The sequence below is a fragment of the Streptomyces sp. NBC_01261 genome, assembly GCF_036226385.1.
GTDB lineage: Bacteria > Actinomycetota > Actinomycetes > Streptomycetales > Streptomycetaceae > Streptomyces.
In genome coordinates, this window is the sequence record NZ_CP108463.1 from 1257600 (window position 1) to 1272254 (window position 14655).

Below are 14655 nucleotides of genomic sequence, written 5' to 3' on the forward strand. Positions count from 1 at the left end.
CCGTCGCCCGGCACATCGCGAGAGGTTGTGGCGTGGAGCCGCGCTCGGCCGTCGAGAACGTCAGCACACCCGAGGAGGTCATCTTGGCCAGCAACGAGGACGTCTACGACGTGATCGTCGTCGGGTCGGGCGGAGGACTGGTCGGTGCCTATGCCGCCGCCTCGCGCGGCCTGCGCACACTCGTCATCGAGAAGACCGACCGGGTCGGCGGCACGACCGCCTACTCCGGTGCCGGTCTGTGGTACCCCGGCTCCGCGCCGATGCGGCGGGCCGGGCTCGACGACAGTGTCGAGGACGCCAGGACCTACTTGCGCGACTGCGTCGACGACGAGTCACGCGAACCGCTTCAGGATGCCTACCTGCGGGCAGGTGTGCGGTTGATCGACGAGCTGGAGCAGAATCCGTGGTTCCAGTCGTTCGTGCATCTCCCGGTGCCGGACTACTATCCGTCGGTCGCCGGCTCGTCCCCCACCGGGCACACCGTGTTCCCGCCGCAGGTCACCGTCGCCGAACTCGGAGCACACGCCCAACTCGTCCGCGCCTGCCTGCCCGCCCAGCGGTGGGGCCACGACGAAGGCCCGGTCCTCAGCGGCGGCCGTGCGTTGATCGGCAGGACGCTGGCGGCGTTCCTGGAGACGGGCCACGGCTCGCTCCGCCTCGACACCGCGTTGGAGAGCCTCGTCGTCGAGGACGGCAGGGTTGTCGGCGTGCAGGCCGTGAGCGACGGCGAACAGGTCACGTTCCGCGCCACGGGTGGGGTGATCCTCGCGGCCGGCGGCTTCGAGCGCGACCGCGAACTGCGAGCGAAGTACCAGCCGGTTCCGGAGCGCGGCAGCGAGTGGACCCACGGCGCCCCGGGCAACACGGGCGACGCGCTCCAGGCCGGCATCGCGGTCGGTGCCGCCACCGACCTGCTCGACGCGGCCTGGTTCACGCCCGGACTCGTGTGGCCGGACGGCCTGCCGCTCTTCCACACGGGCACCCGGGGCGGGATCTGGGTCAACGCGTCGGGCGAACGCTTCGTCAACGAGACCCGCCCCTACGACCAGGCGGGCCGCGAGATAGTCCACCTGCATGCCACCACGGGCGTCTCCCACATCCCCGCCCACTGGATCATCGACCAGCGCCAGCTCGACCGGGACAGCTTCGGCGGCCCCCACGACCAGCCGGTCCGGCCCGAGTGGTTCGAGTCGGGTGCGCTCAAGAGGGCTGATTCCCTTGAGGAGTTGGCAAGGCTGATCGACGTACCGCTCGATGCGCTGCGCGCGACCATCGAGGAGTTCAACGGCTACGCGCACACCGGGGTCGACGAGAAGTTCCATCGTGGCGAGACACCTTGGGACCAGACGGCTCAGTACGTCCTGGGCTTCCCCGCCCTGCCCGAGCTGAACTACCCGGCACCGCCACCCACGACCGACTGGCCCAACCCGCTGCTGCCCCCGCTCGACACCCCGCCGTACTATGTCGCGACCATCCTCCCGGCCGACATCGGTACCAAGGGCGGCCTCAAGATCGACGAGCACGCGCGGGTGCTGCGCCCGGACGGCACGCCGATCGAGGGGCTCTATGCGGCGGGCAACACCGCGGCCGCGATGACGGGACGCGTGTACCCGGGCGCGGGTGCTCCCATCGGTTCGAGTGTCGCGTTCTCGTACCTGGCGGTGCTGGACATCACGAGCGGCACGGACTGACGTGTCAGAGCCAGCGACGGAACGGCTCCCGGAACACGACCACGTCCGGACGCTTTCGACCTACGGCCCTTTCCGCGAGGGTCGTCGCGGAGAAGTGTGAAGCCATCAGCGGCCAGGCGACGACCACCGTCGAAAGGGCGAGCATGATCGGATACTCGGTGATGAGCTGGTCCGCGCTCCAATACGTCAGCAAGGTGAAAGCCGACATGAAAGACGCGGGCAAGGAGAACACCCCCAACACGAGGGCGACTCCCAGCGCTGTCTCCAGAAGGGGCATCGCGAAGCCGAAGAAATGCGGCCATTCCGCGAGTGTGACATCCGAGAAACTCTTGAAGTAACCCGGAACCCTGCTGTTCGACTTCGCGCTGTTCGCCACCAGCAGGATGTCCGCCGCCCCGAAGTGCGCCCGGTATTTCAGCGTTCCTTCATGGAGCCACAGGACACCGAGGGTGACTCTGATCGCGCCGGCGAGAGCCGCCGCCATCAGAGCCGGTCGTGAAAGGGACGTCCTCATGACAGTTTCGCGGCGCCGAATACCGCCTTCGCCTTGTCGCAGTGGATGACCACGTTGCTGTACATGGACGCGTCGACGCCGTTGAGCGCGAACATCTGGGACGCCTTGTCGAACTTGACGGCACCGAGCTGCTTGCCCGCCGACACGGCCGCTTCGTCCGTGCCGTTCGTGAGGTACACATGCAGGTCCGGGCCCTCGTCGGACTTGAAGCCGGAGAGCGTGACGCCCGAACCGCTCACCTTCGCGGCGCCGGTCACCTTCTTGCCGTTGAGCCCCGCGAACATTCCCGCCCTGTCCGCCGACTGCATCGCCGCCTTCGAGGCCGACATGGTGGGCGCCGCCTTCGAGGTGTTGTCGCTGTTGTCGGACCCGCCGCACGCCGTGAGCGTGAAGGAAAGAGCAACGAGGGCCACGCCGACAAACCCGATTTTCCGCATGCCGAACTTCCTGTTCTTGATTCCGCTGGGAATCGGCGGCAAGAGGAACGGGCTGCCGCCGACGGGAACCAAGCTACCTACGGAATACGGGAAATGACCCCGCGACCGGGGGGACGTAAGAATTGCTTCACATTTTCGCGGCGACCACGGTGACCACGACGACTACGGCGTGAGGAGCAGCCGTGCGGCCAGGCGCATGGTGGTCTCCGCCTCGGCGGTGGAGAGTTCCTCGGTGAGCATGGCCACGAACAGTCCCCACCAGCCGTAGATGAGCAGGCGCGCCCTGCTGCGGTCGGTCTCCGAGGCCTCTCGGACGCCGCCGCCGAGCAGGCGCAGGATGGCCTGTCCCAGGGCGCTGTCGACGAGGTCCGTGCGGGCCGGGACGACGCTCGTGTACTCGGTGAACGACGACAGTGCCACCGCCGAGGCGAGCAGGGGGCTGTCGAGCAGCTTCACGCTGAGCGTGATGAGCAGCTCCGCGATCTCGGCGGCGGCGTCCGGGCCCTCGTCGTCCGCGGCGAGGTTCTCCTGACCGTTCTCGTGTCCGCCGAGGTACTGCTCGATGTGCCACTCCAGGACGGCCATGAACAGGTACGGCTTGGACGGGAAGTAGCGGTACAGGGTGGCGATGGCGACGCCGGCCTCCTTGGCCACGTCGTGCATCTGCACGCTGGCCAGCCCCTCGCGGGCACCGAGTTCGGAGGCGGCGCGGAGGATGCGGACCCGGCGGGCGATCTGCCGGCTCGACATCGGGGCCGCCGGTTGCCGTCCCTCAGCGGGTCTCGCCACGTCGTCCCCCATGTCGTCCGGTGCTCCCGCCGACGCTCAGGCTGCCTCGGGGCGGGTCAGGAAGGCCAGGACCGTGCTCTCCCAGGCCTCCTTCTGCTCGATCATGGCCCAGTGGCCGCAGTCGGGCAGCACATGCAGTTCCGCTTTCGGAATGGTACGCATCGGGAGCAACGCGCTCTCCAGCGGTGTGACCCGGTCGTCGCGTCCCCACGTCAGCAGGGTGGGCGCGGTGATCTTGTGGAGGGCGGCCCAGATGGGCTGGTCGGAGTGTGCCTGCGCGGCCTGCATGGCGGCCATGGCCTGGCGGCCGTAGATCCGGCGGGAGGCCTCCAGGGTCGCGGGGACGGTGGCGGTCTGCCAGCGTTCCTCGATGAGTTCCTCGGTGAGCAGGGCCGGGTCGTGGACCATCGACCGAAGCCACTGGACCAGGTTCTCGCGGGTCGGGTTCTCGGCGAACTCGACGAGCAGGTTGAGGCCTTCGCTGGGGCCCGGCGAGAGGATGTTGCGGCCCACGCCGCCGATGGTGACGACCCGGCGGAACAGGTCCTTGTGGGCGACGGCGAGTCCGGCGGCGACGAAGCCGCCCATGGAGTTCCCGATGACGTCGACCCGGTCGAGGCCGAGGCCGTCGAGGAAGCGCAGGACGGCTTTCGGGGCCGCCGTCATGGGGTTCTCGTCGGTCGGGTCGCTGACCCCGAACCCGGGGAATTCCAGGGCGAGGCAGCGGAAGTGCTTCGCGAAAACGGGGAGGTTTCCCCGGTAGTTGCGCCAGCCGGTCACGCCGGGGCCGGAGCCGTGCAACAGGAGCAGGGGCGGCCCGTCGCCCGCCTCGTGGTAGCGCAACGTGCCTTCGGCGGTGTGCAGTTCGCGCAGAGTGTCCTCAGCGGTGAGTGTCATGGCGGTGCGTGACCTCCGGTCGCGGGGTGACGGGCGACAGTCACCGTGCCACCGCGTCCCGGCCCGGCGCCCTGCTCCTCCCGATCAGTGGGACGTGCACGACCCGTGGTCGGCCGGGCTGATTAGCGTCGGGCTGCCAGGAGTTGACGACGGTGATGGGAGAACCTGATGGGTGTGCGCTCACTCGGGTATGTACGGCTGGAGTCCAGCGACATCGGGAAATGGAAGGTGTTCGGGACGGATTTCCTCGGCCTGATGCCTGTCGAGGGCGGCGACCCGGAATCCCTGTACTACCGGATGGACGACTGTCCGGCCCGCGTCGTGGTCTCCCCCGGTTCGCAGAGCGGGATGACCGCCCTGGGCTTCGAGGTGATCGACGAGCGGGAACTGGCGCGGCTCGTCGCCGACGTCGAGAAGACCGGCATCAAGGTGACCGCCGGCACCGAGGACGAGGCCGCGGAACGCAGGGTCACCGGTTTCGTCAAGTTCAACGACCCTGGCGGCAACCCTGTCGAGTTGTTCTACGGCGCGATCCTCGACCACGTCCCGGTGCACACGCCGCTGGTCTCGGGCTTCCTGACCGGCGACATGGGCTTCGGGCACGCGATCGTCTCCGCCGAGGACGCGCGGGGCACCTTCGACTTCTACGTCAACGTCCTCGGCTTCATCGAGCGCAACACGATGCGCTCACCGGGCGGCACGACGTGGTTCATGGGCTGCAACCCCCGCCACCACACCCTGGGCGTCACCCCGGCACCGGGCCCCGGGCGGCTGCTGCACTTCATGGTCGAGGGGAAGACACTGGACGACGTGGGCCGCGCCCTGGACCGGGCCGCGAAGCTCGACGTGCCGATGATGCACTCGCTGGGCAAGCACACCAACGACCACATGGTGTCGTTCTATGTGTGGTCGCCGGAGAACTACGCCGTCGAGTTCGGCTGGAACGGCCTGAAGGTGCCGGAGCCGGTGCCGGTCTACGAGATCACCGACGGCGCGTTCTGGGGCCACCGCTTCACCCCGCCGCCGCAGCCCGCCGGCTGACCCGAACACGCAAGAGGAGCAGCCCCACGGTCCCAGGCCGTGGGGCTGCTCCGTGTCAGCGCTCGACGGTGACGGCCCGCTCCGGGCAGGCCAATTCCCCGTCCCTGGCCGCCTGTTCCAGCTCGGGAGGTACCTCACCGTCGTAGGGCAGCGCATAGCCGTCGTCGTCGAGCCGGAAGACCTCCGGCGCCGCCGCCGCGCACCTCGCGTGCCCGGAGCACAGCGAGGAGTCAATCGTGATCTTCATCCACAACCCCGTTCTACGGCTTGTTCGTCGACCCGGCGTCGACGGTGAACTGGAGGCCGGTGACATAGCGCGCCTCGTCCGACGCGAGGAACAGCACGGCGTTCGACACGTCCCGCGGCTCGACGTACGGAGCGAGGGGGTTCATCGCGGCCAGCGCGAACAGCGGTTCCCGCGCGGCGAGTTCCTCGATCGGGACGCCGACGGTGATGCCGGTGTCGCTGACTCCTGTGGGGTGCACGGTGTTCACCCGGATGCGGTGCTGGGCGAGTTCGTTCGACAGCGCCTTCATCAGACCGACCACGCCGTGTTTGCTGGCCACGTAGTGGGCGTACGGCACATGGCCGCGAATGCCGGCGGCCGAACTGGTGATGATGACGGAGCCGCCCTGTCCGGCCTCGATCATCCAGGGGATCGCGGCCCGCACCGTGTTCCAGGGGCCCTTGAGGTTGACGTCCATGACGACGTCCCAGGCTTCCTCGGACAGTTCCCAGGCGGCGCCGATGCTCATCACACCCGCGTTCGCCACGACCGTGTCGAGCCGCCCGAACTCCTCCCGCGCCGCGTCGACGGCGGCCCGCACCTCGGCCACGGAGCGGACGTCGGCCTGGACGGCGACGCACCGGCGGCCGGTCGCCCGCACCAACTCGGCGGTCTCTTCGAGCTGTTCCTTCGACGCCAGCGGATACGGCAGCTCATCGCTGATGTCGTGGCACACGTCGGTGACGACGACGTCCGCGCCCTCCTCCGCCAACCGCACGGCGTGCGAACGACCTTGACCGCGGGCCGCGCCCGTGACAAGCGCGACCTTGCCCTCCACCCGCCCCATGCCAACTCCCTCCCGTTCAACGGACATTCAGGTCCTCGGCAGCCTCGCGCAGGGCACGCGCCCGGGTGTCGAGGAGTTCACGCTCGGCCTCGTCGTCCGGGCCGAGTTCGGCGAGCCGACGGACGGTGAGGCCGATCTCCTCCTGGAGGCGGCCGTACGCCTCGTCGCGGGTGAGCAGGTCGAGGTCGGTCCAGTCGGAGCGCTCGGACTCCGGGCGCCTGCTCACGCGGGGATGTTGTAGAGGCGGCGGGCGTTCAGCTCCACGATCTTGTGCACCTCGTCGTCCGGTACGTCGGCGAGCATCTCGGCCGCGTAGGCACGGCTCTTGGGCCAGTACGAGTCCGAGTGCGGGTAGTCACACTCCCAGGTGATCTTGTCCACGCCGACGTGGTGGCGTACCTCCACACCGAACCGATCGTCGATGAAGCAGCCGTGGAAGTGCTTGTGGAACAGTTCCGAGGGGCGCACGCTCTGGTTGACGTTCTGGTAGAAGCGGTGCCGCTCCCAGGTGCCGTCGCTGCGCTCCAGCAGGTAGGGCATCCAGCCGATCCCGCCCTCGGACAGGCCGATCTTCAGCCGGGGGTGGTTGTGGAGGACCGGGGAGAACAGCAGGTCCGCCGTGGCGTACATGGAGTTGCAGCCGAACAGCGCGATGGTCACCGCGAACGGCGCCTCCGGGGCTGTCTTCGGTGCGGCTCCCGAGGTGCCGAAGTGCAGGCACAGCGGCATGTCGGTCTCCTCGGCCGCCGTGAACACCGGGTCCCAGTGGTCGGTGTGGAACGACGGCAGGCCCAGCGGGACCGGGTTCTCCGGGAAGGAGATCGCCTTGGCGCCCTTGACCGCCGTACGCCGGATCTCGGCCGCGCAGGCGTCGACGTCCCACAGCGGCAGAATGACCAGCGGGATCAGCCGGCCGGGGGCGGTGGCGCACCACTCGTCGAGCACGAAGTCGTTCCACGCCTGGACGCAGAGCAGGGCGAGTCGGCGGTCCTCGCCGTCCAGGAAGATCGTGCCGGCGAAACGCGGGAACGACGGGAAGCACAACGCGCCCCACACACCGTCCAGGTCCATGTCGCGCAGGCGGGCCTTGGGGTCGTAGCAACCCGGGATCATCTCGTCGTAGCGGGTCGGTTCGAGGCCGAACTCCTCAGGTGTCTTGCCCGCGACGGCGTTCAGGCCGATGTAGGGGTAGATGCGGCCCTCGTAGTTCCACACCTCGGCCGGGGCCTGGCCCTCGCCGCGCGCCTGTTCCACGATCCGCGGCCCGGCCTCGCGGTACTTCGCCGGCAGGCGGTCCGTCCACAAACGCGGCGGCTCGATCAGGTGGTCGTCGGTCGACAGCAACTTCATCCATGGCTGCAATGGCATCGATGTGCTCCCTCGATCTCATGGACTCTCTAGCACCGGCCAAATTGTGTGCACTGTTCGAGTCCCACTCAACGGAAACCGATGAACGATCAGCGGAACCGACGCCGATCATGGATCACGAATGGCCTCATCGGACAACATTCAGGCTACTCTTTTATCTCCGGCGGAAGGAGCCCCACGATGGGCCGAGTACAGGACAAGGTCGTGTTCATCACCGGCGCCGCGCGCGGACAGGGCCGCTCCCACGCGCTCCGGCTGGCCGCGGAGGGCGCCGACATCATCGCCGTCGACCTGTGCGAGGACATCGCCACCAACGCGTATCCGCTGGGCACCCGGGACGACCTCGACGAGACCGTGCGGCAGGTCGAGAAACTCGGCCGGCGCATCGTGGCGCGCAAGGCCGACGTGCGGGATCCGGCGGCGCTGAAGGCGGCCGTGGCCGACGGGGTGGCGGAACTGGGGCGGCTGGACGCCGTGGTGGCGCAGGCCGGTATCGCCCCGCTGGGTCCGCGGCAGGGCGTCCAGGCCTTCATCGACGCTGTCACCGTCGACTTCAACGGTGTCGTGCACGCCGTCGAGGCCGCCCTGCCGCATCTGCCGGACGGCGCCTCGATCGTGGCGACCGGGTCCATCGCGGCCCTGACCCCGGCGACCGTCGACAGTCCGTCCAACGGCCCCGGCGGCCTGGGCTACTCCTTCGCGAAGCGCCAAGTGGCCGCGTTCGTGCACGACTTGGCGACGGTGCTGCTGTCCCGGCGGATCCGGGTCAACGCGCTGCACCCCACCAACGTCAACACGGACATGCTCAACAGCGACATCATGTACCGCTCGTTCCGGCCCGACCTCGACAACCCGACCCGCGAGGACGCCCTCGTCTCGTTCCCCGCGACGACGGGTATGGACATCCCCTACGTCGAGCCCGAGGACGTCTCCGACACGGTGCTCTTCCTCGTCTCCGACGAGTCCCGCTATGTCACCGGTATGCAGATGCGGGTGGACGCCGGCGGCTACGTCCGCAAGCGCCCCCAACTCCCCACGTTCTGACGGTGTTCGCTAGGAGGTGAGGTCCAGGACCACTTTGCCGGTGGTCCTGCGCTCGGCGACATCGGTCAGGGCGCTCGCGACCTCGGCGAGCGGGTGGACCCGGGAGACGAGCGGGCGCATCCCCTCCCGGACCATCCCGGTGAGGGCGCGGTCGGCGGCGGCCACCGCGTCCGGGGCGTACTGACGCACCATCCGGATCTCGAACCCCCGGACGACCAGGTCCTTGAGCAGCACCAGGTTCAGCGGGATGCGCGGGATCCTCCCGTCGGCGTACCCGACCGTGACGAACCGGCCGCCCCGCCGCAGCCCGCGCAGGGCCGCCTCCGCGTGGTCGCCGCCCACCGGGTCGATCACAAGGTGGGAGCCTTCGCCGCCGGTCAACTCCCTTGTGCGGAGCTTGAGATCCTCGTGGACGTAGTCGACGCCGGCCTCGGCTCCGAGCTTGCGGGCGACCGTCAGCCGCTCCTGGCTCGACGCGGCGGCAACCACCCTCATACCGAGTCGCGCGGCGATGTCGACCGTGGCCGAGCCGACCCCGCCGGCGGCGCCGAGCACCGCCACCCACTCCCCCGCGGCGGCCTGCCCGACCGTGACCAGGGCGTGGTACGCGGTGGCGTACGTGACGTGGAACGCGGCGGCGTGCACCATGTCGAGGCCCTCGGGGATCTGCCGCAGGCTCGCGACGGGCACCACGACCTGTTCGGCGAACGCGCCGGTGAGCACTGCCCCGGCGACGGATGAGCCTACGAGTGGTCCGGAGACACCCGGCCCCAACTCGGCGACCACACCGGCGAATTCACTGCCCGGAGTGAACGGCAGCGGCGCGGGCACCTGGTAGCGGTCCGCCACGATCAGCACGTCCGGGAAGTTCACCGCCGCCGCGTGCACCCGGACCAGCACCTCGCCAGGACCGGGCCGGAGATCGTCGAGTTCGACGACCGAGAGGCCACCGGGCGGCCCGTACTCCGTGCAGCGTGCGGCCCTCATGACGTCCTTCCCGCAGTCGTCGGCATCGCCGGGTCCCGGGGCAGCCCCAGCACCTGTTCGGCAATCGTGTTGCGCTGGATCTCGGCGGTGCCCGCGCCGATCGACGAGGCGCGGGTGCGCAGGAACCCCCATACCCAGCGCCCGTGTTGAACGGCATGCGGGTCGTGTCGGCCGAGGATTCCATAGGGCCCCAGCAGGTCGACCGCGAACTCGTGGAGCTCCTGCTCGAAGGTCACGATGAACAGGCGTGACGTCGAAGAGGCAGGCCCCGGTTCGCCCTTGGCCATGATGTCGGCGATGGTGCGCATCCCGGTGAGCCGCATGACACGCACCCGGATCTCGAAGTCCGCGAGCCGGTCGCGGACGATCGGGTCGGCCGTCGCCCCGCGCTCACGGGCGAGTTCGATCAGCTCGTCCAACACCCGCCGGTACAGGGCCGCTTGGTTCATCGCCCCGGCCGCGCGCTCATGCCCCAGGCTCGTCCGCACCAGCGGCCAGCCGCCGTTCTCCTCGCCGATGCGGTCGGCGACCGGTACGCGGGCGTCGTCGAAGAAGATCTCGCAGAAGTGCGCGTCCCCGGTCAGGTCGCGCAGCGGTCGTACGGTCACCCCGGGAGCGTGGGCGTCGATCAGCAGGTAACTGATCCCGTCCTGGCGGGAGTCGGGCGGTCCGGTGCGGACGAGAGTGAAGACGATGTCGGCGATGTCGGCCGAACTGTTCCACACCTTCTGCCCGTTGACGACGTACTCCGCACCTTCGCGTCGTGCCGTCGTGCGCAGCGCGGGGAGGTCCGAACCCGCCTCCGGCTCGGAGTAGCCCTGGGCCCACACCATGTCGCCGCGCAGCATGGGGCGCAGGTGCCGCTCCTTCTGTTCGGGCGTGCCGTACTTGATGAGGGTGGGGGCGGCGATGCCCAGTCCGGTGCCGAGGGGTCCGGGGACGCGGGCGCGCGCGTACTCCTCCTGGTAGATCACCTGGCCTGCGAAGGACAGGTCCATGCCGCCGTACGCGTGCGGCCAACTCGGGCCCGCGTAACCGGCGTCGTACAGCGTGGCGAGCCATTTCTTCTGCCAGGCCACCCGCTCGACGGGGTCCTTGGGACGGCGGCCGGGGTGCTGTTCCGTGAGGAAGGCCCGCAGGCGGGCGCGGAACCGCTCCTCGGTCTCGTCCGCTGTCATCGCGGAGCCATGCGGATGGCACCGTCGAGGCGGACGGTCTGGCCGTTGAGGTAGGGGTTCTCCAGCATCTCCACGGCGAGGCGGGCGAAGTCGTCCGGGTCGCCGAGTCGTTTGGGGTGCGGCACGGTGGCCGCGAGGCCGTCGCGGATGTCCGCGCGCAGGCGGCCGAGCATCGGGGTGTCCATGATGCCGGGGGCGATGGTGTTCACCCGGATCTGCCAACTGGCCAGGTCGCGGGCGGCAACGAGGGTGATGCCGTGGACTCCGGCCTTGGCTGCGGTGTAGGAGGTCTGCCCGATCTGGCCGTCGAAGGCGGCGACCGACGCGGTGAGGACTACGGCCCCGCGATCGCCGTCGACGACCTCGTTGCCGGCCAGACGGGCGGCGGCCAGGCGCAGCACGTTGTAGGTGCCGATCAGGTTGACGCGGACGACCTCGGCGAAGGTGTCGAGTTCACCGGGCCTGCGGTCGCGGTCGATGATCCGGGTACGGTCGCCGCCGCGCCCGGCGCAGTGCACGACGGCACGCAGGGTCCCGAGTTGCCGTGCGGCATCGAGAGCGGCGGTGACCTCGGTCTCGTCCGTGACGTCGGTGCGGACGAAGCGTGCGGCCTCGCCGAGGTCCGCGACCGCCTTGACGCCCTGTTCCTCGGAGATGTCGGCGAGGACGACCCGTCCCCCGCGTTCGATGACGCGCCGCGCGGTGGCCAGGCCCAGCCCGGAGGCGCCGCCGGTCACGAGTGCCGCTGAACCGTCGATGTTCACACCCAACTCCTCATGGTCTGCATGGCCTCAAAGGCCCAGGGACTTGCTGATGATGAGCTTCATGACCTCGCTGGTGCCGCCGTAGATGCGGGTCACGCGGGCGTCCGCGTACAGGCGGGCGATCGGGGATTCGAGGATGTAGCCGTAACCGCCGTGCAGTTGGAGGCAGCGGTCGACGACCCGCCCCTGTGTCTCGGTGCAGAACAGCTTGGTCCGTGCCGCGTCCGCGGGGTCCAGTTCGCCCGCGACGAGCGCGGTGACCGCCGCGTCGAGCAGGGCCTGCGCGGCGGTCGACTCGGCGTCCAGGGCGGCGAGTTCGAACTTCGTGTTCTGAAACTGGGCCAGTGGTTTCCCGAACACGGTCCGGTCGCGGACGTAGGCGACGGTCAGGTCGATCGCGGTACGGGCCTGGGCGACCGCCCCGACCGCGATGGCCAGGCGTTCCTGGGCGAGGTTGCGGCCGAGGAGGGTGAAGGCGGCGCCCTCCTCGCCGAGGAGGTTGGCGGCGGGCACGCGGACGTCGTCGAAGGCGAGTTCCACGGTGTCCTGGACGGCCAGGCCGATCTTCTCCAGCCTGCGCCCGACCGTGAAGCCGGGCATGCCCCTCTCCACGACGAGGAGGGAGAGTCCGGCGCGCCGGTTGCCCGGGTCCACGGTGGTGCGGGCGACGACGATCACCAGGTCGGCGTGGTGGCCGCCGGTGATGAAGGTCTTCGCCCCGTTGAGCACGAAGTGGTCGCCGTCACGGATCGCGCGGGTGGTGATCCCGGCGAGGTCGGAGCCGGTGGCGGGCTCGCTCATCGCGATCGCGGTGTACAGCTCGCCGGAGGCCAACCCCGGGAGCCAACGCGCCCGTTGCTCCGCATTGGCGAGGCCCGTGAAGTACGGGACGACGACGTCCAGATGGGTACGCAGACCGCCGAGCGTGACGCAGACGCGGGCACACTCCTCCTGGATCACCGCGTTGTAGCGGTAGTCGGCCTGGCCACCCCCGCCGTACTCCTCCGGGATGGCCGTGCCGATGATGCCGAGTTTGCCCAGCGCGGTGAACAGGTCGCGGGGGACGAGTCCGGCGCGCCGCCAGTCCTCGTACGACGGAACCACCTCGCGGACCAGGAAGTCACGGACCAGCAGACGGAAGTCCTCATGGGTCTCTTCGAACAGGGTCCGGCGCATCGGATCTCCTTCGGCTCGACCTATTCAGTATACCTAATTAGCCTCGCCCGACACAGCTCGGTACAGCAGAACGCCCCATGAGCCCGAAGGCACCATGGGGCGTTCCCGGTCGAGTGTCGGGGAATCAGTGCCACCAGGGAATGAGCGCGTCCAGGTGGCGACGCATCCGGTGCCGGGCCACCCCGGTGTCGCCCTCGACGATGGCGTCGAGAATCCGCTGGTGGACGTGCTGCACTTCGTCCGCCGCCGTGTCGCCGGGCAGCGGCCGGTCATGACCGGAGGCATGGCGGCGGAACAACTCGGTGATGATCGACAGGAACAGCGCGAGCACCGGGTTTCCGGAGAGCGCGGCCAGTTCGGTGTGGAAGAGGTCGGCCTTGCGCGGGTCGTCGGCGGGGCCCTCCGTGCTCCAGCGAACGGCCCTGCCGAGCCGTTCGGTCACCTCTTCGTCGCCCTCCGCGACCCGGGCGGTGACCCGGGCGACGATGCCGAGCTCGATGGCGTTGCGAACGGTCCGCAGGTCGTCGGCCGTGACGCCCTGGTACTCCAGGAACAGCGCCATGGTGTCGATGCTGGCCTGCGGCTCGGGCTCGGTGACGATCAGCCCGCCGCCTGGACCTCGGCGCATCCTGGCGACCGAGTGGTACTCCAAGAGCCGTACGGCTTCCCGCAGTACGGCCCGGCTGATCGAGTAGCGGGCGAGCAGGTCGGCCTCCGAGCCGAGCACCATGCCGGTCTGCCAGCCGCGCGCGGCGATGTCGTCGTGGATCCGGGCCGCGACCACTTCGGCGAGCTTGGCACGCGGGCCCTCGACCAGCTCGGGCTCGACCACGTTGCCCGCGATCCGCTGCCCGCGCCGCACCCGGTGCTTCTCGATCCAGCCCGCCACCGACTCCAGATGCGCGGTCAACTCCGTCTGGGCGCGGGCTCCGTCGTCGGCGATCACCGCGTCGACGACGGCTTTGTGGGCGCGGTGCGAGGTGTCCTTCGCCGCGTGCATCTCGGCCTTGGAGATACGGCGGGAGGTATGCGCGTAGCGCGCGGTGAGCCGGGTGAGCACGTCGACGAACAGGTGCAGCACCGGGTTGCCGGACAACTGGCCGAGCACGGGGTGGAGGGGGTCCTGCGCGTGGACGCCGGGGTCGTCCCAGTGGGCGAGTTCGGCTTCGAGTGCGGTGCGGAGGGTGTCGATGCCCTCCTCGGTGATCCGGTCGGCGGCGAGTCCGGCGGCGATCGGCTCCAGCAGGAGACGGGCCTGGAGCAGGTCCGTGACGCTGGTGCCGACGTATTCGAGGTAGATCACCATGGCGCGGGTGGCCGGGCCGGCGTCGGGCGCGCAGACGATCAGGCCACCGTTCGGGCCGCGCCGCATCCGGGCCACCTGGTGGTGCTCGACGAGCCGTACCGCCTCGCGCAGCACCGCCCGGCTCACCCCGAGCCGCTCCCGCAGGTCCACCTCGGACCCCAACGACTCGCCCACCGCCCAGCCCTGACGGATCACGGTCGCCTCGATACGGCGGGCGGTCTGCGCGGCCAGCTTGCCGACCGGGACACCGGTCTCGCCGTCGGCGGGCTCGCGGTCGACGGCAGTCGCCATGGCCAACTCCTCTGGGGCGGATATTGCGGACCCCCAGTCTATTCGCCACCTGGGCCGGAGACGCGCGGTTCGGGTACCTGGAATCAAGATGAGGCCACT

General features: G+C 69.6%; 16 protein-coding genes. 3 read left to right on the forward strand and 13 right to left on the reverse strand.

Annotation, left to right across the window (positions count from 1 at the left end; all coding sequences use genetic code 11):
* Positions 1 to 83 precede the first annotated feature (83 nt).
* Positions 84 to 1691: an FAD-dependent oxidoreductase gene (locus OG226_RS05545; protein ID WP_329348142.1), complete on the forward strand. Its 1608-nt coding sequence runs from the start codon at positions 84 to 86 to the stop codon at positions 1689 to 1691.
* A gap of 4 nt (positions 1692 to 1695) precedes the next feature.
* On the opposite strand, the gene OG226_RS05550 is transcribed toward OG226_RS05545, so the two are convergent.
* The 4 genes from OG226_RS05550 to OG226_RS05565 form a co-directional block, all read right to left on the reverse strand.
* On the reverse strand, positions 1696 to 2175 hold the full coding sequence (locus tag OG226_RS05550) for a hypothetical protein (RefSeq protein ID WP_329348143.1): 480 nt from the start codon (positions 2173 to 2175) through the stop codon (positions 1696 to 1698).
* A 26-nt stretch (positions 2176 to 2201) separates the two neighbouring features.
* On the reverse strand, positions 2202 to 2642 hold the full coding sequence (locus OG226_RS05555; protein ID WP_328675568.1) for a DM13 domain-containing protein: 441 nt from the start codon (positions 2640 to 2642) through the stop codon (positions 2202 to 2204).
* A gap of 162 nt (positions 2643 to 2804) precedes the next feature.
* Positions 2805 to 3431: a TetR/AcrR family transcriptional regulator gene (locus OG226_RS05560; RefSeq protein WP_329348144.1), complete on the reverse strand. Its 627-nt coding sequence runs from the start codon at positions 3429 to 3431 to the stop codon at positions 2805 to 2807.
* 36 nt (positions 3432 to 3467) lie between these two features.
* Positions 3468 to 4328: an alpha/beta fold hydrolase gene (locus OG226_RS05565; protein ID WP_329348145.1), complete on the reverse strand. Its 861-nt coding sequence runs from the start codon at positions 4326 to 4328 to the stop codon at positions 3468 to 3470.
* Positions 4329 to 4496: 168 nt separating this feature from the next.
* Between OG226_RS05565 and OG226_RS05570 the strand changes: the two genes are divergently transcribed.
* Positions 4497 to 5369 (forward strand): VOC family protein, encoded by an 873-nt coding sequence (locus tag OG226_RS05570; protein WP_329348146.1) that lies wholly within the window; start codon positions 4497 to 4499, stop codon positions 5367 to 5369.
* 55 nt (positions 5370 to 5424) lie between these two features.
* On the opposite strand, the gene OG226_RS05575 is transcribed toward OG226_RS05570, so the two are convergent.
* From OG226_RS05575 to OG226_RS05590, 4 genes are read right to left on the reverse strand one after another with little or no spacing between them, the layout of a single operon-like run.
* Positions 5425 to 5616, reverse strand: coding sequence for a ferredoxin (locus OG226_RS05575; RefSeq protein WP_200709256.1), 192 nt, complete (start codon positions 5614 to 5616; stop codon positions 5425 to 5427).
* 13 nt (positions 5617 to 5629) lie between these two features.
* Positions 5630 to 6442, reverse strand: a complete 813-nt coding sequence (locus OG226_RS05580; protein WP_328675572.1) for a mycofactocin-coupled SDR family oxidoreductase — start codon at positions 6440 to 6442, stop codon at positions 5630 to 5632.
* A gap of 16 nt (positions 6443 to 6458) precedes the next feature.
* On the reverse strand, positions 6459 to 6668 hold the full coding sequence (locus OG226_RS05585) for a hypothetical protein (protein WP_328675573.1): 210 nt from the start codon (positions 6666 to 6668) through the stop codon (positions 6459 to 6461).
* Positions 6665 to 7810, reverse strand: coding sequence for an amidohydrolase family protein (locus OG226_RS05590; protein ID WP_328675574.1), 1146 nt, complete (start codon positions 7808 to 7810; stop codon positions 6665 to 6667). The genes OG226_RS05585 and OG226_RS05590 overlap by 4 nt, the downstream gene beginning before the upstream one ends.
* A 180-nt stretch (positions 7811 to 7990) precedes the next feature.
* Here OG226_RS05590 and OG226_RS05595 point away from each other — a divergent pair, with 180 nt between their 5' ends.
* Positions 7991 to 8854 carry a mycofactocin-coupled SDR family oxidoreductase gene (locus tag OG226_RS05595; RefSeq protein WP_328675575.1) on the forward strand — a complete coding sequence of 288 codons (864 nt, stop codon included), beginning with the start codon at positions 7991 to 7993 and terminating at the stop codon, positions 8852 to 8854.
* A 9-nt stretch (positions 8855 to 8863) separates the two neighbouring features.
* Here OG226_RS05595 and OG226_RS05600 read toward each other — a convergent pair whose 3' ends face one another.
* From OG226_RS05600 to OG226_RS05620, 5 genes are all read right to left on the reverse strand, one after another.
* Positions 8864 to 9841, reverse strand: a complete 978-nt coding sequence (locus OG226_RS05600) for an NADPH:quinone oxidoreductase family protein (protein ID WP_329348147.1) — start codon at positions 9839 to 9841, stop codon at positions 8864 to 8866.
* A complete protein-coding gene (locus OG226_RS05605; protein WP_329348148.1) occupies positions 9838 to 11019 on the reverse strand; it encodes an acyl-CoA dehydrogenase family protein in 1182 nt (393 codons plus the stop codon). Before OG226_RS05605 ends, OG226_RS05600 begins: the two co-directional genes overlap by 4 nt.
* Complete coding sequence (locus OG226_RS05610) at positions 11016 to 11783, reverse strand: SDR family NAD(P)-dependent oxidoreductase (RefSeq protein ID WP_328675578.1); 768 nt, start codon at positions 11781 to 11783, stop codon at positions 11016 to 11018. The genes OG226_RS05605 and OG226_RS05610 overlap by 4 nt, the downstream gene beginning before the upstream one ends.
* Before the next feature lie 27 nt (positions 11784 to 11810).
* On the reverse strand, positions 11811 to 12959 hold the full coding sequence (locus OG226_RS05615) for an acyl-CoA dehydrogenase family protein (RefSeq protein ID WP_329348149.1): 1149 nt from the start codon (positions 12957 to 12959) through the stop codon (positions 11811 to 11813).
* Positions 12960 to 13083: 124 nt separating this feature from the next.
* Positions 13084 to 14556, reverse strand: a complete 1473-nt coding sequence (locus tag OG226_RS05620; protein ID WP_328675580.1) for a FadR/GntR family transcriptional regulator — start codon at positions 14554 to 14556, stop codon at positions 13084 to 13086.
* Between the last annotated feature and the right edge of the window lie 99 nt (positions 14557 to 14655).